Consider the following 25096-nt stretch of genomic DNA (forward strand, 5'->3'; position numbering starts at 1 on the left):
GAGTTCACGCACTACTTCGAACGCCCACTCTCAGCAAGTGGACGCCGCGACCAGGATCGATCTCGCTGAGCTCGACGATAACTCCGCCGAGAAAAGCGCTCGCTCCATGTCTTGCTTAGTCGATCCTCCGTTTTCCTTGATCACGTCGCATTTGCGATACGCCTGAGGGCTGGATGAGGCCGGTGTCTTGTGTACAGTCGCACAATCCTCTTCCTCTCCGTTCACCGGCCGTGTGAAGCCCATGCTCTCATAGAATGCGACGAGCCTCTCGGCGACGGCCGAAAGAAGAGATACCTCGACCACCGCCCCGGCGCTCGCGCTTCGCGGTCCGGGGCAGCCAGAAGCCGCCTCTCAGGTTGAGCCGAGCGATAACGTGGATCAACCCGAGACTCCTGCAGGATGGGCCTGAAGCCGCGACAGCGGTGACTTGGGAGAGGCTTATGCTGATCAATTCGGCTGCCTGCAGCAAAGCTCCTGTCAAATTTCCGCCGCCGGTCGGTGCAGGTCGGACACCAGTTCCTGCACATGGGAGAAAGCGGCTCGCGCCCCGGCGACGGCGCGTTCGTCCTCGGAAACAGACAGGTCCACGGCGTCTAGCGCCCTCGTGAACGCCCTCCAATGCGCAGCGCGCCCCTCTGGGGCTGCCGCCAGATGACGCGCTCCGAAGGACTCCGACAGCCCAAGACTTCCGGCCGCTTTGAGTAGAGATGCGGCGCCGAGATTCGAGCCTTCCGCGACATAGAGCCAACCGATCGCCGTCGGCAGGTCGATTTCGGCGCTTTCGCAGCCGAGTTCGAACGTATCGCGAGGGCTTGCCGCCGCGATGCCAAGGTCGCAGAGGTCCTGCTCGATCAGGCCGAGGCGCCGGCGCGAGGAGAGACCGGGCAACCATCGGCCGAGCTCGTGAGAGACATACAGACCATCGATGGCCCGGTGGAATTCACGTTGCACGGTCACGAAGCGACCATACCGTTCGCGGTTCGCAAATGGGTTCTGTGCCGTGATCTGTTTGTCGATGCTGTCATGCTGACTGCTCGTTGCGGCTTTCAGGCGTCTTGCCCGGCTGGCATCGAGAGGCTTTTCGACATCGATCGTACTCATTGTAGCTAGTTCTCCGTGAAGGCTGGACTGATCCGAAACGAGAGTGGCTTGACGAGGTATGAGATCGCAGTGTGCTCGCCGATCTGGACACTGCAGGATCAGGACGGCGTACGAGATATTCCCTTCACAATTTCTGCCATATGCTTCTCTGCCGCGAATGATCTAGTCGCGTGCAAACTCGATCGCGGATCTTGGCAAAAACCTGTCGGAGCGCGCCTTAGCGCACAGAATACCGCGGGTTGGAGGGTCGGTGCTCAATCCTTCAGCTAATCTGTGTACCCGAGACCAAGACTAACGTACATTAGCCAACACTTGCCATGTGCCATGCCCTCGATCAAATCACTAGGTCCGGTAGTTGACCAGCGCGGAAGCTTAGCAAGCAGCTAGAGAACTAGCATTACGACTGCCCGGCGGTGACTTCAGTTATTCGCGAATGTCAGTTTCTGGAACGCGGCTGTCGCCCTCTTTCGCTCAGTTGGATCGCGAGCCAGCTAGGCCAATTTGCGAAGCATCATTAAAGTGCAACTCAGCGGAAAGAGATGATAAACCGAAGCGGCATCAGTGACTATCGGGCGCGGGGCTTTCCGGCGGGCGTAGTGGCACACGGTATCGGTACAGCGCGCGCATTCCAGGTTGATGAGATTGCCGGCGTGTGTTCGAGCCTCGGCATGGGTATGAATGCACTTGTGACCTCGTCTCTGGTGCCATTCGCGGTCACAGCGCTGCCCCAATAGTGCAGCTGTCACACCATCATTTGGCCCGAAGAGGTCGGTTGAATTGAAGTTATCAGGACGATCAACATGGCGATTTGGACGGCTGATTGAGCATCATTCAGTGGGAAAGGCGCTGCACACCCCCGGCTTGCTGAATTCATCGCGCCAGACCGATGACTGGTTTCGATGTCCACTCAACTGAACCTTTAGCGTGGGATGCTCGATTCAATCCAGACGCTAAACCAATAGAAAAGCGCAGCATGCATTCGCAAACCCGTTCAGCGGGATGGTCGCGACAGATCGGATGTTTGTGGATCACACGAGCCGATTGAGACCAACGCGTAAGGATCCCAAATTTGCTCGCGCTGCCGCCAAAAATGATTGACCCAGCCTGCGCCTGCATGCTGGCCATTCAGGGCCCGACCGGCGGGTCTGCGGCGGGTTCAAGAGGAGGCCCGTTATTTGAAGCGTATGCTCCTGGTATCCGGGCCTCTTCCTCATCCGAGTGTTTTCACGGACTACTTCGAACGCCTACTCTCAGCAATCGCCAAAGTGGCGTCGGCGGCCAGCCGTCTTAAGACATCCGACACAGCCGGCATTGTTCGATTCCAGCGCGACGTGATCGCCGACTGTTGGGCGCCTCTTTGAGCGGCTGTCTGCGTTCCGGAACTCTTCTGGTTTAGCAAACGGCAAATCTCGCGCGCTGACACGCGTCCGCCACTCGTCTATCCTGTTCATTCCCCACTCGCAGCTTTCGCCAGTTCTGCATCGCGCACGAAGGCAACAGCAAGCCCGATGCCGACAAGGCCAATCAGGATGGACGCCGGGGCCAGGAATTTGACCCCACTGATCTCGACGATAACTCCGCCGAGAAAAGCGCCGATAGCGATGCCTGCGAAGGTTGCCGAGCTATTCATCGCCAGAACCAGCTTCGACCTATCCGCGGCTACGCCGAGGAGCCGGTGCTGGATGGGGACGAGATACATGTAGCTTACGTTGCCCCAGAGGAAGGCGATGACCAGGGTGAGGAAACCATGTTGTCCGAAAGCAACAAGGCCTACCAACAGGAGTAGTTGTGCCCCGACCGCCGCGATAAGGACCATGTAGGGCCCGAAACGATCGGTCAGAAAGCCACAAGCTGCGTTTCCGGTCACGGCTCCGAATCCATAAGCAAGAAGCGCGGCCGAGAGTAGCGGGACCCTGGCAAGCAGAGAACCGGAGATGAAGACGCTGACGTAGGAATAGACGACGAATTCGGAGATGACGACGAACAGTGTCACGGAAAGGACACCATAGATGATCTTGGGGAACTCTTTCGAGGTAAGACCTTTTCCGTGCTCGGGCGCGTTAGCAGGGATTGCAGACATCATGGCGGTGAAGATCAGCAATGCGAGAAGCCCCGCGATGACGACGAAGACGAAGGCATAGCGCCAGCCGATCGCATCTGCGATCCAGCTGGTGGCCGGAACGCCAGCAACCTGTGAAACGGTCATGCCGCCGAAGATGAGGGACAACGCGATGCCCTTGCGGGCGGGCGGCAGGAGCTCGGTAGCCAGCGCGGTAGCCGCCGGGGTGAACATTGCCGCGCCGTAGGCCGAAAGGACCCGACCTGCCGCAAGGATTATGAAATTCGGCGCGATCGCGCAGACCAGATTGCCGACGACGAAAATCGAAACGGACAGGGTCTGGACATTGCGGCGGCTCATGGTCTTGAACATCCAGGCATTCAGCGGCGCGAAAACGGCGTAGCAGATTGCGTAGATCGAGATGATCCAGCCCGCCGCACCCGTTGAAATCGTGAGGTCACGAGAGATCACATCAAGCGCGCCAATGATGACAAAAGTGTCCAGGCCGATGGCGAAGGCACCAATGGTCAAAGCGACAAGGACGAGTTTCGTTCTTGCATCGGGAGGGGATGAGGTCATGACGGTCCTCTTCAGGTTCTTGTGATTTTTCAGGGCAGCGCGTCATGCAACTCAGGATAGGGACTGCGGATGATCGTACCGGAATAGCGGGGACGCGGGCCATATAGCAGCCAGGTCGTCACCACCTCGCCAATCTCCTGTATGCCTCGATCTCGTCGGGATGTTCGAGCGCCGATCTGCTGTAAGCAACGCCGGCATCATACACGCCTTCAAGGAGTTTTTTCTCAACAACCGGCTTTGTCGTTTCTAAAATCAGCTGATTCCAAGCATATCGTGTCGATATACCCCATTGTTGGTTCAGGAAGAACCCAGCGTCCGAGGCTCTTTTACGTCCTTGCGTTTGAGAACCGCGATGCTCTGCGTGGGCAGTATGAAGGGTCGACAACCTGCAGACGATCGCGATATTGCTCCGTCACGAGGTGGACATTCAGGTGCGCGCTACATTGGAGGACATAGCTGTCTCGGCGATCCGCAGCCTCAGCCGCTCCAGCCACGAGATCGTCTACCAGTACGATGTCTCATGCCTCGAAGTTGCATGATGGCGACAGCTTCTCGCTGGGCCGAGCGTGTAGATGCGGACCATCAGGAGATGGCCTTTCGCTCGTGTATGATCATGGCTTCGAGCTCGCAGGCTTCTCCTATGATCAGCGCATAGAGATTTTCAATAAAATCCCTGCGCAGCCCGCGTTCGGTCCCGATCTTGGCGCAACGAACCTTTACCTCTGCAATACGAGACGGTTGCATCATCGCGATTCCGCGTTCCGTTTTGTAGCGTGCAACTTCAGCTCAGACGGAGAGTCTCTGGCTGAGAATCTCCACCAGCTGCTTGTCCAGCTTGTTGATGTGGTTGCGAAATAGAAGAAGGCCCTCATCAGGGCTGGAGACGTCAGTCATGCATGACTCCTGCCATCGAGGGATGTGTTCTGCGGTACGCCGAGCGCGGCATATCTTCTGGCAAGATCGGTGATCTCGGGCTCTCGCGGATGAGGTCCACTCGTAGCGCCTTAAGATAGCCGGGATCATGAAGACTCATTAGAAGCGGCACCACGTTGTTTGTGACTTTGGTGAGCTAAAATGGACACCGGGCGAGCTCTCTAATCCGCTCCGTATCTTGCTTAGTCGATCCTCCGTTTCCGTTGAAAGCTTGATCGTCCCAGTCACACTTGCGAAAAGGCCCGGAGGGCTGGATGGGCCGGTGCCGTGTGTACACATAGCCAGGTCACACAATTCTCCGTCGTCTCCGTTCACCGGCCGGTGCGAAGCCCATGCTCTCATAGAATGCGACGAGCCTTTCGGCATCGGACCGGCCTGCCGAAGGAAGAGACACCTCGATCATCCACCCCCGCGCCCGCGCTTCGCGCTCCAGGGCAGCCAGAAGCCGCCTCCCATTTTGAGCCGAGCGATAGCGTGGATCCACCCCAAAACTCCTGCAGGATGCCATATTGGCCTGAAGCCCTGACAGCGGTGACCTGGGAGACGACAGCTCCCGTTGAACCGTCAGGCGGTTCGACGGCAATCACATCCGCACCCAGATCTGCGAGAAACTGCGCGCCGACAGGGCCTATCAGGAAGTGATTGAAGCTCAGCACGCGAATGCCGCTTAGATCGACCATGCTCTGTAGCCTTCAACTTTCCTGAGGTGACGGTATTCTGTCATTGCATCTCTGAAATCCATTTCATAAACAGACATTGTGAGCGGCGGAGTCAAGCGGCCTAAGAAGCGCCTACAACCGACGTGCCGGCGGATCGGACCAGCATTTGCGCACCGGAAAATGTCACCTGTCCGCACGCTGGGCTTGAGAAGTGTGGTAATCGGGTGGTTTATAGCGATCAGAGATCATGCCCTCTTTCGACTGATCGATGCCCAGATGAACAAGAAGCCAATAATCGAGCCCAAGGCCCGCCAACAAGCGCGTGTGAAAATTGAGGACGTCGCGCGCAAGGCAAATGTCTCGCCGGCGACAGTGTCGCGCGTCCTCAATCATCCTGAAATCGTCCGGCCGGAGTTACGCGACAAGGTGATGCGGCATATTGCCGACTTATCTTATACCCGCGACAGCGCTGCGAGGGCCTTAAAATCCGGGCGCATGCGTACGATCGGCGTGATCGTTCCGACGCTGGCGCTCGGTATTTTTGCCGAAGGCGTCGAAGCACTGCAGAACCGCCTTAGCGAAAGCGGCTACACTCTGTTCATCGCGAATTCCCAATATGACCAGCGTCGCGAATTGCAGGAGCTGCAGAGTCTCATCGAGCGCGGCATCGACGGCATTGTGCTGGTCGGCGGCTCCCATGGACGCGAGCTGAGGGCGCTGATCGAACAAGCCGCTGTCCCCGTGATCACAACCTACGTTTGCAAGGCAGCTGGCGGCATTCCCGCGATCGGCATCGACAATGAAGGCGCCACCCGCGACATGACCGAATATCTCCTGGGGCTTGGGCACGTCCGTTTCGGAGTGATCGCCAATGTCAATTCTCCCTCCAACGACCGATCCCGTGCCAGGCTGGAGGGTATTCAGCGAGCACTTGCGAAAGTCGAAATCCCGCTCAAACCGACCCAGATCATCCGGACAGATTACTCGCTCGTCCAGGGGCGTAACGCGCTTCGTCAACTGCTCACTGACCATCCCGATACCACAGCGGTGGTGTGCACGACCGATACGCTCGCCATCGGTGCAATGGCGGAAGCCCGTAAAATGGGATCAATCGTCCCGGCGGCCCTTTCCATCACAGGATTTGACGATGTTGAGCTCGCAGCCCAGATGGACCCACCGCTCACGACAATTAGCGTTCCCGCGGCTGAAATCGGCCGGGGCGCAGCCGATTACCTCATCAATGCCATTGCGGGGACCCCGGTCCCCAGAAGTGTTCTGCTGCCGTATCGATTGGTCATGCGGTCATCGACAGCGCCGCCAAAGTCGGGCGAACGCCCCGCAAGGCGGCCGCGAACTCGCGGTCAGTGATCCTGCCGTCGGCGCGCCGGCAGCTGCTTGTGAAATCGCTTCTTCAGGGGTCATTCATTGACGTTCGCCGGGCGATCCGATGCTCGAACGGAAAGTATGGACTCAAGCTCCGCCCCGCACCTGCGCGCTTTGCTTACAAGGATGCCTTCGCCGGGACCTGCTATGGCCGGGTGCGCCGCAGAGCCGCAGGCTCAAGGTAGGCCGAAAGGGACCAGCAGGTGATTGTTCCAAAGCCTTCGTCATTTAATGCTCGCGTTTTACGTGAACGGAGTGAACCGGCGTATGTTCATGGCTGGCGCCGAGCTCGTGGAGCCGGTGATGCAGGCGATGATGTGCAAGCTCAAGAGCAGCCCGTAGCCGCGAGTGCCGCGCTTCATCGGTCCTGGGAGCCAGCGTATCCATATAGGCTATCGATCCCTCGATCTGTGCGAGGACCGACACTGCGTCCGCGGTGGCAAAGATCGGTTGGTCACCGACTTGGACATACACCGCGCTGGTGTGGGCTGCGATGTCCGCCTCGCGCCCGGCGACACTGCCTCGAACGCGTATTGCGATCCAACAGGACTCCGTGAGACACAACGCGATGTGGCCCCTGCACGACAAGTCGTCGCATCGAACTTCATCGACCACGGTGCCGTTGCGGATCAGCTCCACTCTTGTCGGGCGGGCGCTGACCGATTCGATGCGCCAGCCGACGTTGACGGTCCCGCCTGAAGGAGGAAGCGCGATCTTGCTCCCGGGACGACGTCCTTCCACTGTCATGTCCACGAGCGGTCCGACCGTGATGAACGTGTCGCCGCTGCGTACGGCATCCATCCAGTTGCGATACGTGAAATCGCGCGCGCCCAGCTGCACATAGGTTCGCGATCCTCCGAGGAGCGCGGCCGCGTCCATCTTATCGGACCCGGCGACCAGAGGCAGGTGATAACCGATGTTGAGGTAACGGTACCAGTCGGCCAGGCCAAATGCGCTGATCTGCGCCGTCCGCGGGTTGAACGACATCATTTCGATGGCATCGACCAAGCCGAGCACGATGTCGGCCGCCCGCTCCGCCTGCGGGTTGGGGGCATGCGGCATCACGACCAGTCCCCCCTGTTCCCGGCAACGCTGCGCCCACTCGGCCATGGTGGCTTCCAGGGGATCGCCTATAGCCGCTTCGTTGGATCCGGCGCAGGACAGCGGATGGATGATCTCGCCCTCGTAGCCGAGAAGCGATATGTGTCCGAGCACCTGCATCCGATTCTCGGTACCGACGCGGACCAGGAACTCTCCATCGCCGCCGAAATCCTTCGCGCCGAGCGTCGTGCGCCCATCGAAATCGGCGACGTTGGTGAACAACTCGCCCCATTGCGCCGCGAGCAGGTTGACCACGTTAACGCCCTCCGCCTTGCCCTCCAGCAAGGCTGTCTGCGGGCTCAGGAAGTGGACGTGCGTATCGGAACTGACCCAGCCCTGTTCGCGCCAGCGCAGCACCCTGTCCAGCTCGAAGGTGAGTTCGTCCGTGCTCGCGCTGACTTCGACGATGAGGCGCAGGGGCCGCACCTCGAAGCCCCTGCTGATCTCCACGAACACGGGCCCGATCGGCAGGTCCGCCACGCAGCTGCCATCCACATAGGCGTATTGGTTCAGCCCGTTCGCAAACTCGCCGGCGAAGTCTTCGAACCTGCCGGTATTGACCTTGCGGTGGTGACCCTTGGGCGGCAGATATTCCCCATCCGCACCATGAATGTGCAGGCGTGCGGCGACACGCACGCCATTGCCCTTCTCTACGATGCGAATCCCGACCGGCCTTGTCGCCGGCGCGATGGGCACCACCTCCAGCGAGCTGTCTGATGCGTTCCCGGCCGTCAGCGACCGAAGGTCGGCAACGTGCAAGCGGCCGTCCTCGGCCTGGAAGTACAGCCGTCCGTCGGGATGCGCGGAGTACTCGATGATGACCTCGTCCTCGGAACGCACGGGCTGCACGTTGTGCTCGTCACCGAGCCAGTCCGCTCTCGCATAGTCGAGCACCGCGCGGGCGGAGATCACCGTGCCGAGATCGATGCCGATCTGTTCGCCCCGATGATCGACGTCGAGCTCGCCAAGCTTGTTCAGATGCACTCCGGGCGGCAGCCGCATCTTCAGCTTGCGACGACCCTGGAGGCGCAGCGGATGCTCGGTGAGCCTTGTCGTGGTCACGGCCAAGACAAGCGAAACTTCCTGCTCGGCGTGCAGGCTTAGCGCGGTGAGCTCCTTCTGCGGATGCGGATTGGGGAGCGCATAAAGCCACACGTTTTCGCCTTGTCGATCCATCCGCCCCGATTCGGTACGGGTTTCGCCATGGAAGAAGCTCTTGCCCGGCGCTCTGCCGAGCGTGAAATCTTCCCCGGTGCTTGCGTGCACGATGGGCCCGCGCAACGGCAGCGCCGCAAACGCACTCGCGCTCCAGGAGATATGGTTCTGCTGGATCGCGAACCGCCGCAGCACCGGCACGTTGGCCTCGCTGCCGTCGGCGTAGCGGAGCACGTATGTCGCCACCCGATCGGCGAGCGAATTGCCTTCCACGGGCAGCGTCGCCGGCCCGACCTCCCCGAACCCTTGAGGGCTCGCAGGCCGATGGTCCCCCACCATTTGCACAAAGAGCACGTAACTGGCCAAAGCGCGTGGCAGCGCGACCACGACAGGAGCCTCTCCAGGCCGCAAAGCGAGCACATCCGACCCGGCGTCGTTGCCGAACAAAAATGGTATGCCGCGATGCGTCTGCGGCCCCCGCAGGGAATCGATCCAGCCGGTATCGCCTGGGCGGCTTTCGAACCCTTCGTCGAGCTCGAGGCGACTGGCGTTGAAATATCGCTGCAAGTCGACGGGTGTGAAGTGCGGCGATAATGGCGTTTTCATTCGATGGACTCCAATTCATGGACGTCATCGCCCATAAGCGGCCCGGGCTGCGATGAAGAACTGCTCACGTGCTCGGTGCTCGCGAAGACGCTCGCTCCGACCCCATGCTCCTTGCGACATGTTGTGCGTCTACTAATGAAAGCTCTGCGGGTGCCTTTGGTGGCGCAAGTGGCAAAGGCGTTCAGTCGCCAATGTAGACGCGGCCACGCCTCTTGGCGAAGTGGTAGACCGCTACGCTCAAGAGAGCTATCAACGATCCATAGACAGGAAACATCCAGGCCATGTGCTCGCGCTGCAACCACACAAGCAGATACGGCGAGGTCCCGCCAAACAATGAGACGCCGAGCGCATAGCCAAGAGCTACGCCGGTGGTGCGCACGGCACGCGGCATCAGGGTGGTAGCGATGAAGTTATACAGGGCCATGTTGAAACCTACGATGGCGCCGCCGAACACCGTGACAAGGAAGAACGTCGAGATACTCTTTTGCGAATACAGCAATGTCAAAAAGAAGCACGGGATGAGCAGTAGGCGCATTAGCGTGAATGCGCGCGAGGGGCGCACCTTGTCCGCGAAGGCGCCGACAAGGGGGGCGGCAAGCATCCAGCTCAAACCCATGAGCGTCATAATCCCGTATACCCAGGTGCTGTCCTCCTTGAATACGGTGTTAGCCATGTTGGGCAGGCCCGTATTCCATGCGTAATTTGCGATTTGCACCGAGCCGATCACCAGGATAACGGCGAGCAGCGAGAGCCGCACGCTCCAGAGCGTCTTCCACACACCGATGGTCGTTTCTTGAATGCGCGATAATTCATCTTGGCGATGCATAGCCCGATGGATCAAGGTCTCCGGCAGGCTTGTGCGCAAATAGATGACTAGCAGGCCGAGCACGCCACCGACAGCGAAGGGTAAACGCCAGGCCCACTCGCGCATCGCTTCTGGAGCCACCAAGGCACTCACTAAAAAGGCGACCAGGCTGGATCCAAGGTAGCCTAGCTGAATGCACGTACCACCGATAAAACCCAGATAAAGGCCTTCCTTTCCCGGCGGGGCCAGTTCAATCGCGATGGCGTTTGCCACACCCGCCTCGGCTCCAGTGGCAAGCCCCTGAATGAGTCGCATGATAAGCAACGCCACGGCTGCCGTGAGACCGATGTCCTTGTAAGTCGGCAAGATCGAGATTAGCAGCGAGCATACGGCCATCGCGGTCACCGAGATAATCATCACCCGTTTGTGGCTAATGCGATCCGCGACCGGACCCAGCAAAGCCGCCCCCACTGGCCGCGAACAGAAACCCGCCCCGTACACCGCCAGCCCTGCGAGCAACGAGGTTGAGGGATCGTCCGAAGGGAAAAAGTGTGGCGAGAGAAAAGCCGCCATCACGCCGTATACACCCCAGTCGTACCACTCAAGGGCTACGCCTCCTCCGAGGCCAACAGTCATCCTTTTGAACGCAACCTGATTCTCAAGCTGAACGGATAGCGCACTGGGTTGAGCAATAATGTTCATGTGTCCTCGGGCTCGGTCAATGGCGTTAACGATGTGGCGGGTCGAGCAAGAGCGAGCAATCGCTCGTTGGCTCTACTGCGCAAAGTGGTGCAGTGCCTATGGTATCCATCGAGTTGAGCGGGCGGCTCGCAGCGATGGAGACGCAGGCGTCACGAGGCACCCAGCAATGCCGCCCACAGGCTTGCTTGGTGGGCGATTAAGTCGCGCGACCCCACGGCCGGCTTTTGGGCGACCTTAGTCAAGTGATAATGAGCAGCGCTTCCGATTTGCGCGGCTGCTCAAGAGCAGACGCCACAGAACGCATTGCGCATAAAACGCATCCGAGCCTGTGTCCCATTTCCTTCCTCCAGTTGATAAAGCGCGCTTCTGGGAAAGCTGTTGTTCTGTTGGTAGACCCCGCGCCGCCAAGAGATCCCTCAACAGCTGCACGCCCGGCGGCTGCTGGCAAGCCGCCGCCGCCCGCACATTTCTGAAATCGATTTCATGACCGTAGGCACATCGGATTAAGGAGTCAAGCCGCGAAACGAAGCGGTTTGGATTATCTCAGCAGTAAAAGCTTTGCCTTCGGGTGCTCAAGGCAAAGCGCGCAGCAGCTGATATAAATGAAATGAGCTGATATAAGGCACTATTGTAAAGAAATCGATTTCAGTCTAATCGCAGGCTTTCTCATTTCTTTCAGGAGACCCCCTCAATGACGGAGAAGTCCGATCTCATCCACTCGACCACTCCTAAGGCCCATGTGCGCGTTGCGAGGTTGAACAGGGCGCCGAAACGAAACGCCTTGAGCAACGATCTGATCGCGGAGCTTGCAGCGACCTTGCGGCGTGCCGCGGCCGATCAGGATGTTCGTTGCGTCGTCCTTTGCGGGAACGAAGCGTTTTTCTCTGCTGGGGCCGACATCAAGGAGATGCAGCAGCGCGGGTTTGAGGCAATCGACAATCCCGCGCGACGTTCGGCGTGGCGGGACATCGCCAATTTCCCAAAGCCTCTTATCGCCGCGGTTGAGGGAATTTGCTTTGGTGGCGGTCACGAACTGGCCTTGCTTGCTGACATCGCCATTGCAGGCGAAGGAGCGCGGTTTGCACAGCCTGAGATCAGCATTGGGATTTTGCCAGGCGACGGCGCAACTCAGCGTCTAACGCGAGCGGCAGGGAAATCTATGGCCATGCTGATGATACTGACTGGCCAACCCATTTCTGCCCGTGCTGCGATGCAGGCCGGCCTCGTCGCTGAAGTTGTTGAAACCGGCATGGCACAGGCGCGAGCGCTCGAAATCGCCGAAATGATCGCCCAGAAGCCGCCCCGTTCGATCGAGCTCGCCAAGGCAGCCGTTCTCGCCGCCTTTCAGACCACTTTGGATGCTGGGCTCGAATTCGAGCGGCAGGCAATTCGGTGCGCATTCAGCACGGCTGACCAGCAGGAAGGAATGAACGCCTTCTTCGAGAAACGATTGCCGAACTATCGCGGATATTAACCAACAATTTTCTGAGGCTTCAGCTTTGTTGGACGCTTTTGTCGGACGATGTTGCTCGCCCGGCAAAGATTGTATCAGCTGCACGCGAAGCCGCTTTATGAACGAAGCGCCGATTGCGGTCATCCGCGCTGTGAATGCAATTGATCGCGCTTTGAAACGCGATCGTTGACCGCCGCAACGGGCTTGCCATGTCCATTTCGTACATCCGCTTCGTTATCTTCGGCGATTGCGTGCAACGGTCACCGGACAGGAGCGTGCGAGCCAAATCGCGCTCTGCCTGAAAGCCGCGCCCTTGTTCCTGCTTAATGAGGGAGAGGCGATCCTTATCGCGACCCGCAAATCAAGACAATCAAGGAACGCTAGGCGCAGGTGTGCGACGAAGCTGCGCTCAGCGACGTCGACCGTAGTTTCCTGTGCCGTCGGCCAGTTGTTCAATCCCTATGAGTTCATCGGCGCGCCCGAAGCTATCACGCGCATCGTCGGCAACTGAGCGGCCCGCGTAATTGGCCACGTCGTGACAATGCCGTGCTTTATCCGCAAACTCGGCTCGTCGGACCGAGCCCTGTCTGCCGGAAACATTTAGTCATAGGCTAGGCGATAATCCCGGGATTCGATCGGACGCGCTTGAGACCCTCCTCGGAGATCGGCAGCTCGAAAGCGGCCGGAAGATAGCAAAGCGGCCGTGAGCGCTTTTTCCGTGAACGTTGATCGCACGCTCTTAGGTGCTGGACGGCCTCGGCCAGCAATATCCCGGCGCGAACTTGCCTCCAACCGCGCTTCTACCGCCCGCGTTGAATTGAAGGCACCGAGTTCGGCGTCGCTTTCCGGGTCAAGTGGCTGTTCGGCTGTTTCCGCGCGCCCGCGAGGGCGAGGTCACATCGGTGCAGACACTCAGCCAACTTGGAGGTCGGAAAGCGGTGGAGAGTTACCTTGTTGTTTACGCCACGGAGCAACGCCTTCTCGCCAAGCGGGACGGCGACGTCGCCGCACATATCGGCGCGCGGCGAGATGATCGGCACATCGCGGCGCGGGCGCAGTTTCCCCGCGCTAGCGGCCGCAGCAGCTTCAGCTGTCACCTTCCTGTATGGGTGGGCACGGTACCGAGCCGTAGGAGCAAAAAACGCAGCAGTCCCGGGGCTTAGATTTTAGCCGTGCACCGCATCCGCTGCAGTCATAGAAAAACTGGCATGCATCGGTCGGCATCGTCTCCGTGAATTTGATGGCCGCAATTTGGGCAGGTCAATGTGGATTGCAGGATCATGCTTCCTGAATAGACAGAGTTTCCCGGTAGCGGCAAGGTGCGGTCACCCCTTGAGAGCTGTTTCGGCTTCAGAAGGAGCGGCGTAACGTGGAGCGTCCCGACCTCATGCGGACTTACCTCGGGTCCATCTGTTTCGATGCAATCTCGGCAATAGTGAGGGCATTTAGGGGAGCGGACGCCCCGATCTCGATGACCCTCCTTGCAACAATCTCACAGACGGGATCGTTACGATCCACCAAGTCCAACTTGCGCAATGTGAGATTGAACGCGAGTTGGATGACGTGCCGCTGCTCAGGCGTCAAGCTGTCTGGGAGAAGGCGATTGATCGGCATGTTGCTGCCCCACGTGCGAGAAGGGCGGGAGCGCAACGAGCGGTCTCATCACCGGTAAATGCCAAGGGCCGTTCGGTGTTGATGACAGACTGCAGGATTTGTGCATGTGCCGTTGTATCATTTGATAGAGCAAAGACAATTGTTCGCTTTGCTCGTCCACTCCCTTCAAGGAAGCGTAAACAAGTTAGCCGGAAAATCCGCTGAGGGGCAACAGCGCCCGTCTGACTGACGCTGGGCAACTTCCGGTCTCCCGATCAGCAACCGGACTTCGCCATCAGGCCAAAAGGCGACGTTCAGTTGTCCTGACACTCGTCTCATGGAGCCGGCGGCGTGCCGCCCCAAACAACGGGCATCTCCTTGCCCGCATCGTATTGTTCGCTCGCAATCTGCTTGATTGTGGCCCGATGCTTCATACACGTGGCTATAGTGTCGTTTGGTCGATTCCTTCCGCAACGGCACGGTCACGCAATGCCGACCGTTCGACCTTGCAAACCATGCGATCGCTTCCATCAAATGTCGACCGCTGCCTGGAACTCGCCGGATGGATCAGGGGAAAGGGATATCCCTCAATCACCCTCGCCCGAAGAACTTTGTGGTCCTTCATTGTCGGGTGGTGGCAACCTGCGCTTTAGGTCCGCCTCCAGCTCCCGCTCAATCTCATCCATGACGCGCTTATTCGTCTCGGACGGCTTCTCTGGAATTGGGTCGGGCGGTGACTTGGTCATGGCGCTGTAATTGCCAAGAGGCGAGGCGTTCCTAGTCCTCCAAACCAAATGGCCGCATTCGCATTTACAGATACGAAGATGATCCTTCTTTTTCGGGTGCCATACCTTGTCTAGGAGCGTGAGTGGCCTCTTGCGCTTTGGGCAACGGAGCAGGGATCTGGAGGGCTCGTCTGGCGGCATCGGCACGTCTCATTTCTTCAGAAGACGCAGAAGGCCCGCTACTGTTCCACATCGATAAGATCACCCGGACGCTGAGGTGAGTTGCGTTGCCGCCGATGAGGATGGGAAGTCTCCTCAGGGTCGAAGACTGCCCTCGGCAGCGCAGATACTGCTGTTCGGCTCGCCTCCTGAAAGCGGATGTCCCGGTCCTTTGAGCGATGGGCAGCCAAGGGCCGGCTCCGATGAACGAGCAAATGCTCAAGTAGGAAGCGGAATGAGAGGGGCCACCTCGCGATCTTGAGCATTCTCGCTCGCAGCAAGCCCCGAAATTACACCGACGCGGTCCGCCTCCGGCCTATTTTGGCTCATCTTACGCTTGCCTTCAAATCGGGAGACCGGGATTCGCAGCCCCACGATGCCGCGCAACTGGGATGTGATGAAGTCTGCCGGAGCATCCGAGACCGCCCACGGTTTGGCCCGCACCCCCTCATGCTTGTTCGTCAGACGCGTCACTACCTCGAGCAGCCGCTCCGGTTCCTGAAAGAACTCCATCGGGCCGTAAGCATGCACGGCGACGTAATTCCATGTCGGGACGACCTTCCCGGTGTCCTGCTTGGTGGCGTACCAAGACGGCGTCACGTAGGCTTCAGGGCCGTTGAAAATGGCGAGAGCCTCACCAATCGGCAGGAGACGCCACTGCGGGTTACCCTTCGCGAGGTGTCCATACAGCACGCCGCACTCGCCCTCCGTCTCATCGAGGAAAAGCGGAAGAGGAGTGGCAATCGGGCCATCAGCGGTGGCGGTGACCAAATTAGCTAGACGTGCGTTCCGGATAGTCGTCCGGATACTCTCAACGTCGTCGTCCTTAAAGGCTGGGGGGATGTACATCGCATGTCTCCGTTCTCGGAGCGGAGATACCGGCTATATGGCCTGTATGAAACAGCCACTTCACGACGATTTTGCTGGTCCAGTTGATCGGGCGAACGCTCCTACCACCGCCTCCAGTATTTTGCAGCCGCGGTCAATCTGCCGAAGGTCGAGCGCCGAGTACCCCATAACAAGGCCAACAGCTGCCCTTCGAATATGGCGGCCCCGACGGCGACGGTCGTACAGCGCCGAAACCGGATAGATCCCGAGCCCCTGTGTTCGGGCCGATCGGATCAAAGCCTCCTCAGCGCTTGTCGGGATATCGTCAAACCATACGACGAGGTGAAGACCGGCGGCCGCACCCTCTATCCGGACGCGGTCTCCGAACCGGCGGGCAATCGCGTCAAGCAGCGCTTGGCGCCTCTCGGCGTTGCGTCTGCGGGCGCGCCGGACGTATCTGTCATAGGCGCCGCTCTCAAGCATCGACGCGAGCGCCTCCTGCTCGGCCAGCGGCGTGTGTCGGTCCATAATCTGTTTGGCAGCAGCGAATGCGGGCCGAAGCGTAGCCGGCACGACAAGGTATCCAACGCGGAGCGTGGGCGAGAGGGTCTTCGAAATCGTTCCGAGGTAAATGACGTTGTGACCGCCCTCGAGCGCATGAAGTGGAGGCACTGGCTTGGTATCGTACCGGTACTCGCTGTCGTAGTCGTCTTCGATCACGGACGAATTTCGTTGCTTAGCCCAAGTAAGAAGTTGGTGTCGTCGCGCAATCGGCAGCACGCCGCCGAGCGGATATTGGTGCGAGGGGGTCACGTAGGCGAGACGAGCGTCGATACCAGCAAGCCGCTCCGTTTCGAGTCCATCGCCATCGACGGACACGGGGACAGCGATAGCTCCCGTCGCCGCAAACGTATGCCGCGCCATCAGGTAGCCGGGATCTTCCATGACGAAGCGGTCGTCCCGGTCGAGCAACAGCCGAGCGCAGAGATCGAGCCCCTGTTGAGATCCGTTCACGATCACGATCTGATCGATTTCAGCCTGTACACTTCTTGAGCGCCATAGATAACCTTGCAACGCTGTTCGCAGCCGTAGGGACCCACAGGGATCGTCGTACGCCAGGCGTTCGGGCCGCTTCGTGACGGCAGAAACAATCGCCTTTCTCCAGGCGAGCACGGGGAAGTCCGCCGGTGATATGTCGCCATATCTGAAGTTTGCCACAAGATCACGAGCCGGCGCGTCCCAGCGTGGAGGATCGCTGCGAAGCCGCTCTCCAAATTTCGACAGCGGCATGGCACGCGTTGGAGGACGAGCCACGACGCGCGACGGGTTTTTGCTATCGACAACAGCGCGTGCCACGCGTGGTCGAGCGCCTTGGCGGATTTCGATGAAGCCTTCGGCAGAAAGTTGCTCAAAGGCGACCGTAACGGTTGATCGCGACACACCTAGTTCGCCAGCCAAAGCCCGAGACGATGGGAGCAAACCGTCGGCGCCATAAGTGCGCGCCAAGATTTGGCTGCGCAACACTTCGTAGATGCGCCGCGCCCCCACTCGCTCTTGGTCGCGCACCGAAACGATTTTGATCTGGCCCATCAAATACCCCGATATGGAAGATTTTTGGAGACCAGTTTGCCTCGTAGAGAAAGGAATGCCAAGTGGCGCGGTGACATCGCTCAAACGCGCGCGTCGGTCCATCACTAGGACCGCTATGGTCAAACTGCGACGTGCCGAGATGTCGCCGTGTCGTCCGCTCCTCGTCCAATAGCCGACGGCGGTTCTCGCGGGCCCCGAGAGCGGACCTGCGCCATCATCCGGTCACCTTGGAAGCAGCGCATGTCATAGGAGGTGCCGTTATGCGAACAAGCGGCTGTCGTTGACCTGATCAGCGCTTGCGCCGCGCCCGCGCTCGGGCTTCGTAGCCCGCTTTCACCTTGGAAAACCCAAACCGGCGTATTCGATTTTGGTGACGGCGTCCTGCAGGACCTTCCCGCCCCAGCGCTCAAGCAACTCGCCTGCCCCGTAATCTCTACAAACGGCCGAGGTTGAGCCAGAGTGCCCCAAGAGCGCCTCGTGGACTTCCACGTGCAGGCAACCCTTTACAGTCTCAGCCAGTCGGATTCTCCCCACGCCCCCTTTTGACGCCGCAGCCGCGTCAGAAACGATGACAATTCGGTACGACCGTTTTTGTCCCACCATCCCGTAACTGTTTGGGCTCGCGGGAACCTAAAGTCCCCGCCATACTAGCGTCGACACTGCACTCTTATTCAAGACAGCCCAAAAAACTCGCTCGCATTCTTGCAAAGGATTCTTACCGCCAAGCGCTCGGCGTCTCGGAATCGGAAATAGCCGCCCGCGATTTTCTCGGACAGAACCTCACCAACGAGTTGGCGTGCGTTCTGAATCGCGGCGAACGTCTCCTCAACGTGCAGACAATCTCCTCCGAGCATCAATCGCGAGTCATCCGGCATCACTTCAATGGCCTCGTGCAACGCGAGCTTGAAATGAGATGGGCTCAAGAGAAACGACCAGCACAAATCTAGCCAGACATTTCGGAACGCAAACGCCATTCCCAATAAATCCCGGCTCCAGGGATACGCCAAATGCATCAGCAGAAAGCGGGTCCGAGGATGACGCTCAATCAATCCGGCGATCCGAAGGGGATGTGAGCCGCTTATGATCGCGGTTCCGAGGTGCGTTTGAACCGGCAGGTCCGCCTCGCCCGCGAGTTGACAAAACAAGTCGACAACAAAGTCGCTGAACGCCTTGCGAGCCGCTGGGGATGGAGACATCTGTCCCCAGGCCTGCCGAGCCAGCTCCTCGTTCGGCTCGTCAAAGCTTAGGTTCCGATCATAGGCCAGCGCGTTCTTGAGCGCAATTTGATTGCGCCGGGCGCAACCGGTCACGAGCTCGCGGATCGCCGCGCAATAATCATCGAAGGTTTTTACCTGCATGCCGAGCCGTCGGAGCAACGCATGTCCGGAGTTTCCATTGTGATCGTGGGATTCCGGATGCCAGCCGAAGGCAAATGCGTTGATGCGGAGAACTGCGTCGTAGTTCTCGCCAAGGGCCGGGCGTGGGTTGAGCAATGGATCGAGAAAAGGGTCCGTTACGATCCTCTTGATGGCGGCACGCTCAATGACTTGGCCTGGCCATTTCGCATCCTTGTGGCGCAAGCGTACTGAAGCGTCTACAGCCTCCCAGTTTTCACGGGTAATTTCGTCAACGCCGTAAAGGTCAGCTATTCCACCAACGAGATTCCGCACGAATGCGTTCGAGCCGCTGTTCTCCAAAAATGGCGCAAGAGCCTCCCAACTGGTCGGCTCAGCTGCAGCAGATATCATACTGCTATCGGCCTTGGGTTCGGATGGCAGGACATTGCTTGTCCAAGCCGCATAGCTCTGTTGAAATAGCTTCAGGAGGTTTACGTCGCGGCTGAGTGCGATCTCTGGCATGTGATGTTCATGCACATCGATGACTTCGCACGCATGAACAAACTGACTGATCGATTCAGGCATCGCCCCCTCCCACACCTTCTTTGTAAAAAAATCGATGAAGCTACTTTTCCGTCCGCCAGATGACCGCCCTGGCGCTGATGCTCCTAAGGTGCCAGATAGGTCAAAAGCCGCGGATCAGCCCGCAACTCCCGCGAAGGGCCCGACAGCGCGAGCCGGCCGCGGTCGAGCACATGAGTGTGGTCCGCTACGCGCATTGCGAGATCGAGATGCTGCTCGACGATAATGACTGCTATGTCCCTGGCAAGCTCGCTCAAGCGCTCGGTGATCTCCTCGATAACGCCGATCCAGACACCCTCGGTCGGCTCATCCAGCAACAGGAGCTTTGGTTTTCCCAGCATCGCACGCGCAATCGCCAGCATCTTGCGCTCGCCGCCTGAGAGCGTTCCGGCCGGCTGATCCAGGCGTTGGCCGAGCTTCGGAAACATGCCTATTACCCGATCCATAGCCGATGCATCCCGGTGGAAAAGCGATCCGACCGCGAGATTGTCGCGAACCGAGAGGCGCGCGAACACCGAATGCTCCTGCGGCACGTAGCCGATGCCGGCGCGCACCCGCTCCTCAGTCCGGCGGCGCTTGATGGCTCGGCCGTCGAATTGCACCTCGCCCTTCCAAATCGGCAGTTCGCCAATGATGGTCTTCAGCAGCGTGCTCTTTCCAGCACCGTTGCGGCCGAGGACAGCCACACCGCCGCGCGGGGGGATAGCGATACTGACGCCAAACAGGACTTGGCTGCGCCCATAGCCCGCGTCGAGATGCTTGATGTCGAGCAATTCAGGCACGGCGCAGATAAATCTCCTGGACGTGGGCGTTGGCCTGGATCTGCGGAACCGTACCTGAGGCCAGGATCCTGCCCTGATCGAGCACCGTCAGCCGGTCGCAGATGTCGCGGATGAAATCCAGGTCGTGCTCGACGATGATGAGCGAGCAATGCTGTTTGATGGGCTGAAGCAGTTCGCCGGTGACGCGTCGCTCCTCGAGACTCATGCCGCCGGTCGGCTCGTCCAAGAGCAGAAGGCGTGGACGGCCTGCGAGCGCCATTGCGATCTCCAGCCATTGCTGCTGCCCATGCGACAACGCGGCCGCAGCATCAAAGGCGCTATCGGCGAGCCGGAATTGGGCAAGCATCGTCATGACCTGCTCGTGCTGCCGTCCTCGGGTGCGCGAGAACACCAGGTCGAGCAGCGAGGATTGGGCCTGTAGCGCTAGCAGGATGTTGTCGTACAGCGTGAGCGTCGGCAGTACGGAGGTGATCTGAAATTTCAGGCTCATGCCCGCCCGTGCACGCTCTGTCGGTGTGAAAGTGGTAATGTCAGCGTCGGCGAAACTAACCTTCCCTTGCGTCGGCACTTCCGCACCGGCCAGGCACTTCATCAACGTGCTCTTACCGGATCCGTTCGGCCCGATGAGGCCATGAAATTCCTTTTCGTCAACCGTGAGCGCGGCATTGTCCAGCGCAGTCAGCTTGCCGAAGACCTTGGATATTCCGACGGCTTCAAGAAGCGGCATCACGTATCTCTTTCGGGCTCGGGCGGAAGGTACCGACACGCTCCCGCTCACCGAGCACCAGGCTGATCAGACCGAGCGGGCGGACCAGGATGACGAGCAGTAGCAAGAGGCCGAGGATGATCGGCCAGATGTCGCGATAATTGTCGGAGAGCCAGAAACTGAGACCTTCGACGATTGCGGTGCCGATCACCGCACCAATCAATGTCCCGGAGCCGCCGAACAGGACATAGAGAACGACTTGGGTTGACATCACGACGCCCAGGATGGTGGTCCAGACGAAGCCCTCATGGAACGCATAAAGACTTCCGGCGATGCCCGCGATCGCCCCACCTATCGCGAAAATGATCGCCTTAAGGTGCTGCACTTTGTAGCCGAAAAACGCGATGCGCTGTTCGTTCTCCCGCAATCCCGCCAGCGCAAGCCCGAACTGCGAGCGCAACAAAAAGCGCGATAACAGGTAAACGAGAATCAGAATGGCGAGGGCCAAGTAATAGAAAACCGGCCCCTCGTTCAGCGCGTAAGACCCGATGCTCATCGACTGAATCGAAGGGATTCCATTCTGACCGCCGAGGTAATAAGAGCCGCGCGCCAGCCGGTCGGCTGCGTAAGCTCCGGTCATAGTGCCGAGCGAGACGAAAACGACACTTGATGCGTGACGGCCGAGCAGCAGGAAGCCGGCCAGCACAGCAACGCAGCGACGAAGCCGATTAGAGCACCAAGGGGAACTACGGCAAAGATCGACGCAACGTTGAAGTCCCGTGAAAGTAGTGCCACGCCGTAGCCGGCCATGCCGAAGAACAGCGACTGACCTAAGCTCAAGATCCCGGCATAACCCCAGACCAAGTCGAAGGATAGTGCGAACAGGCACAAAATGAGCACCCTTGTCGCATAGACGGTCATGTAGTCCTGCAGCGTTAGTGGCGCGAGGGCGGCGATGATCAGCACCGCCATTTCGATAATTGGAAGTGCCCTTCGCGGTTCAGCACTTACAGGTGCACCGATAATGGGAGTTTGGGACGTTTCGATCACGCTTGGCGCTGCATGTATTCCGGTGCTGGTTGACGATAACTGCGACATTCAGCACTCCTTCGGGGCCACCAGGCCGGCGCTACGCGCTACGATTTCGTATTGGCCGCCCTTAGCCACGCCAATGTACATGTTCATCTTGCAGTGGCGCGTCCCGGGCACCATCTCCGCCGGCCCGCCCGGCCCCTCCTCGATCTTGGCGTGATCAAGGGCGGCAGCTACCGCGTCGCGGTCGATCGTGCCGGCTTCCTTGACTGCGGCTTCCCACAGCTTGAGTCCTCGATAAGTGCCTGTGGCGGCGCTTCCTGCCGAGAACCGGAACTTGGCAGGAAACTGCCTGTCGTAAGCCGCCTGGATTTTGGCGCTCACCGGATCCTCGGCTGTCAACGCCTTGTAGTAGTCAAGGCTGCTTGCGAGACCTTCAATCTCATGGGCCTGGTTCATTTCGAGTGTGTTCTCGTCATAGTAGACGCAACCCAGACGCCCGCCGTTCTTGGAGAAGCCCGCTTCGTAGAGCTGCTTGAAGAACGGGCTGACGCCTGGGGGGACAATGGTGTTGAACACCACGTCCACCTTGTTGGAGATGATGCGGCTCACTGTGGAGGAGAAATCGATCTGATCGAGCGGATAGTACTCCTCGAAGATCACCTCCCCGCCGCTGCTCTCGATCACCTTGCGCGCATAGGCATTGATCGTTTGCGGCCAGATGTAGTTGGAGCTCGGCAGCGCGAAACGTTTGCCGCCATGCTTGATCAACCAGGGAATGAACTGGTCGCAATTTTGAGCTGGTACGGGCCCGGTGCAGAACAGATATGGCATGCACTCTTTACCCTCGTAGCCCTCCGGATAGATGTAGAGCGTCTTGCCACGAGAGATGATGACGTCCTTGATGGCATTGCGCATCGAGCTCGAAATGCCTCCGAGCACCAGGTCAACCTTGTCTCGCTGGATCAGCTTGCGGACATTGCCGACTGCGACGGACTCGTTGGAGGCCGTGTCCTCGATCAGGAGCTCGATCGGGCGTCCTAGTAAACCGCCTTTGTCGTTGATCTCCTTGACGATCATGCGAGCAACATTAGCGTCCGTGTTGCCCGCAAACCCGAGTGAACCGGTAAGATCGGTTGCGATCCCAAGCCTGATCGGGCCTTCTGTGGCGTTGGCCCAGTCCGGGCGGATCACCCAGCTGCCAGGGCCAATTGCAATCGCCGCGGAGGCGAAGGCGGCATTGCGAAGAAAACGGCGGCGGCTGAGTTGTTGGCTGGCATTTATCATCGGTCAGACCCCTCTTCTCGAAACAAGGCCTTGCGGCCGAAACTTGATGAAAATGATGGCAAGCACGAAGACCAGAACGTCGGCTATCACCGGCGACATCAGCCAAGGCAGCGCGGCACTGAACGTGCCGATTACGCTGGCGCCGGCGACAGGGCCGGCAAAGGATCCGATCCCACCCACCATCACCGCCACGAAGCCTTGAATAAGGAAGCGGATGCCCAGATCAGCGAACAGCGAAAAAACCGGTACGATCAGCGCGCCGGCGAGACCCGCGAGTGCCGCACCAAAGGCAAAAGTGACGCTGTAGATCATACTGGTGGAGATGCCTGAGGCACGCGCCAGCGACGGGTTCTCCAGCGAGGCGCGGATCCGCAGGCCGAACGAGGTGTAGGCGATCAGCGCATAGCTGGCGGCTATCACGAGCAGGGTGATGACGACGATAACGCACCGCCAGGCAGCAAAATGCAGCGCGCCGATGGTAATGGAGCCGCCGATCGGCTCGGGCACCGAAAGATAGAGGCCGCCGGTCAGGCCGCGCACTGCCTCGCGAATGATCAGTCCGAGCGCGTAGGTGCCCAGCATGGCGACGATCGGCGCGGCATAAAACCGGCGCACCACGACCATTTCCAGCATGAGCCCGAGCGCGCCGACCGCAATCGGCGCGACCATCATGCCTAGCGCGACCGGAAACCCAATGCTATGTACCAGATAGGTGATGTAGGCACCAAGCAGGACAAACTCGCCCTGCGCGAAGTTGAAGATGCCCATCATGCTGGCGATAATCCCAAGTCCGAGCACGACCAGCACCACAATGGCACCGAAGCTCAAGATCTCGAATACGGCGATAAACAGCGTATCCATGTCGCCACGTCACATCCTAGGGACTTGCGAGCGCGTCTTCTTCCAGTCGCCAGACCACTTGAAAGCGTGAGCTGCGGTTCGCATGCAAAGGTCTACTGACACGAGGGCGCTCCTGAGGGTCTCATCCGGCAGCGGGAAGCGAGGCGATGGTGCGCTTCTGATGGCCGCCAATCGATGCTCCATTCAGGATATCCAGCGCGAGTTCGCCTAGGAGGAGCGCAACGCAATCTGAGTAATTTTGGGTAGATTGGCGTGGTAACCGGCATCGCGCCTTCGGTAGCGGAGCTCTCGACGGCGGGCGCTATCGTCGTCGGAGCGGACGGAGATATCTCGTCTGCTCTGTTTGAATATTTGAATTTGGGTCAATCGATCGTGCGCGGCCAATTCGGTGCCTGCGTCCGCAATCGTCTGCCGGTCTCACCTGCGATCCACGACGATGGACATGGACACCCAGTCTACGCTGACGATGTGGCGGCGCTCGCATCCGGACCATGGCGAACGACAGCTTCAGCGCCTCCCCGAATGCTATGAACTTGTCGCCGGCATCTCGGCGCCGCCGCAGAATAAGATAGAGGTCCTTTCCGCCTTGCGCTCTGTGCAAAGCTGCGCTTGTTCGTTGAAAGAACTTGGCTCATCGCGATCAAGAACCATGGCGGCCATTCCGAACAAAACTATGAACTCGTATCTAATTGAAATAACTACATAACTTCTCACCAGGATCGACACCCTGCCTCCTCCCAAAGGGTGGACTGAGCCAAATCGGCGTCCAGCTTCCTTGACCCTCTCGTCGCGATGCCGGTGATCGTGACGGCGACCGAAGAGCACGGCGCCCTGGATGCCGGATGGGACGAGGCTAAGGCGCTGCTGTGGCCTCTCCCGGTGGCGCGCTCAAGATCGCCGCGACCGGCGAAGACCCCGCACAGGCGAGGTGAACCAGCGAGTTCTGTGCGGTGTAACTGCACACATGTCGGGCGGAACACGTGGACAGCCGCTGGCTCGACGATCTTGAATCCCTGCC

The 25096-nt window shown here is 59.3% G+C and carries 15 protein-coding genes and 4 pseudogenes; 3 read left to right on the forward strand and 16 right to left on the reverse strand.

The window, feature by feature from the left end; translation table 11 throughout:
• Positions 1–477: 477 nt before the first annotated feature.
• Complete coding sequence (locus N2602_RS31450; protein WP_260380509.1) at positions 478–1101, reverse strand: biliverdin-producing heme oxygenase; 624 nt, start codon at positions 1099–1101, stop codon at positions 478–480.
• 539 nt (positions 1102–1640) lie between these two features.
• On the opposite strand from N2602_RS31450, the pseudogene N2602_RS31455 reads away from it, so the two are divergent.
• Positions 1641–1835 (forward strand): annotated as a pseudogene (locus tag N2602_RS31455) (LrgB family protein); the annotation flags it as partial.
• A gap of 713 nt (positions 1836–2548) precedes the next feature.
• Here N2602_RS31455 and N2602_RS31460 read toward each other — a convergent pair.
• From N2602_RS31460 to N2602_RS39000, 4 genes and pseudogenes are all read right to left on the reverse strand, one after another.
• Complete coding sequence (locus N2602_RS31460; protein WP_260380510.1) at positions 2549–3739, reverse strand: MFS transporter; 1191 nt, start codon at positions 3737–3739, stop codon at positions 2549–2551.
• A 582-nt stretch (positions 3740–4321) separates the two neighbouring features.
• Positions 4322–4486: a hypothetical protein gene (locus N2602_RS31465; protein ID WP_260380511.1), complete on the reverse strand. Its 165-nt coding sequence runs from the start codon at positions 4484–4486 to the stop codon at positions 4322–4324.
• Between the two features lie 472 nt (positions 4487–4958).
• Positions 4959–5180, reverse strand: coding sequence for a GNAT family N-acetyltransferase (locus N2602_RS38995; RefSeq protein WP_369292608.1), 222 nt, complete (start codon positions 5178–5180; stop codon positions 4959–4961).
• A 49-nt stretch (positions 5181–5229) separates the two neighbouring features.
• Positions 5230–5352, reverse strand: a pseudogene (locus N2602_RS39000) (CoA transferase); the annotation flags it as partial.
• Between the two features lie 255 nt (positions 5353–5607).
• On the opposite strand from N2602_RS39000, the gene N2602_RS31470 reads away from it, so the two are divergent.
• Entirely contained in the window at positions 5608–6699 is a 1092-nt protein-coding gene (locus N2602_RS31470; RefSeq protein ID WP_260380512.1) for a LacI family DNA-binding transcriptional regulator, read from the forward strand.
• A gap of 243 nt (positions 6700–6942) precedes the next feature.
• On the opposite strand, the gene N2602_RS31475 is transcribed toward N2602_RS31470, so the two are convergent.
• Both N2602_RS31475 and N2602_RS31480 read right to left on the reverse strand, forming a co-directional pair.
• Positions 6943–9576, reverse strand: a complete 2634-nt coding sequence (locus tag N2602_RS31475) for a CehA/McbA family metallohydrolase (protein ID WP_260380513.1) — start codon at positions 9574–9576, stop codon at positions 6943–6945.
• 181 nt (positions 9577–9757) lie between these two features.
• The gene (locus N2602_RS31480; RefSeq protein ID WP_260380514.1) at positions 9758–11083 is read right to left on the reverse strand and encodes an MFS transporter; all 1326 of its coding nucleotides are present in this window, start codon (positions 11081–11083) and stop codon (positions 9758–9760) included.
• Between the two features lie 691 nt (positions 11084–11774).
• Here N2602_RS31480 and N2602_RS31485 point away from each other — a divergent pair.
• Positions 11775–12557 carry an enoyl-CoA hydratase-related protein gene (locus N2602_RS31485; protein WP_157285427.1) on the forward strand — a complete coding sequence of 261 codons (783 nt, stop codon included), beginning with the start codon at positions 11775–11777 and terminating at the stop codon, positions 12555–12557.
• Between the two features lie 1065 nt (positions 12558–13622).
• Here N2602_RS31485 and N2602_RS31490 read toward each other — a convergent pair.
• From N2602_RS31490 to N2602_RS31530, 9 genes and pseudogenes are all read right to left on the reverse strand, one after another.
• Positions 13623–13818: pseudogene (locus N2602_RS31490) on the reverse strand (GDCCVxC domain-containing (seleno)protein).
• Positions 13819–15292: 1474 nt separating this feature from the next.
• Positions 15293–15922, reverse strand: a complete 630-nt coding sequence (locus tag N2602_RS31495) for an FMN-binding negative transcriptional regulator (RefSeq protein WP_260380515.1) — start codon at positions 15920–15922, stop codon at positions 15293–15295.
• Between the two features lie 60 nt (positions 15923–15982).
• Positions 15983–17491, reverse strand: a complete 1509-nt coding sequence (locus tag N2602_RS31500) for a PLP-dependent aminotransferase family protein (protein ID WP_260380516.1) — start codon at positions 17489–17491, stop codon at positions 15983–15985.
• 671 nt (positions 17492–18162) lie between these two features.
• Entirely contained in the window at positions 18163–19413 is a 1251-nt protein-coding gene (locus N2602_RS31505) for an amidohydrolase family protein (protein WP_260380517.1), read from the reverse strand.
• An 83-nt stretch (positions 19414–19496) separates the two neighbouring features.
• Positions 19497–20192 (reverse strand): ABC transporter ATP-binding protein, encoded by a 696-nt coding sequence (locus N2602_RS31510; protein ID WP_260380518.1) that lies wholly within the window; start codon positions 20190–20192, stop codon positions 19497–19499.
• Entirely contained in the window at positions 20185–20919 is a 735-nt protein-coding gene (locus tag N2602_RS31515) for an ABC transporter ATP-binding protein (protein WP_260380519.1), read from the reverse strand. The genes N2602_RS31510 and N2602_RS31515 overlap by 8 nt, the downstream gene beginning before the upstream one ends.
• Positions 20906–21870: pseudogene (locus N2602_RS31520) on the reverse strand (branched-chain amino acid ABC transporter permease). The gene N2602_RS31515 and the pseudogene N2602_RS31520 overlap by 14 nt, the downstream one beginning before the upstream one ends.
• Before the next feature lie 126 nt (positions 21871–21996).
• Complete coding sequence (locus tag N2602_RS31525) at positions 21997–23217, reverse strand: substrate-binding protein (RefSeq protein ID WP_157285420.1); 1221 nt, start codon at positions 23215–23217, stop codon at positions 21997–21999.
• A gap of 3 nt (positions 23218–23220) precedes the next feature.
• On the reverse strand, positions 23221–24078 hold the full coding sequence (locus tag N2602_RS31530; RefSeq protein WP_260380520.1) for a branched-chain amino acid ABC transporter permease: 858 nt from the start codon (positions 24076–24078) through the stop codon (positions 23221–23223).
• Between the last annotated feature and the right edge of the window lie 1018 nt (positions 24079–25096).

This window comes from Bradyrhizobium sp. NC92 (assembly GCF_025200865.1).
Taxonomy (GTDB): Bacteria; Pseudomonadota; Alphaproteobacteria; order Rhizobiales; family Xanthobacteraceae; genus Bradyrhizobium.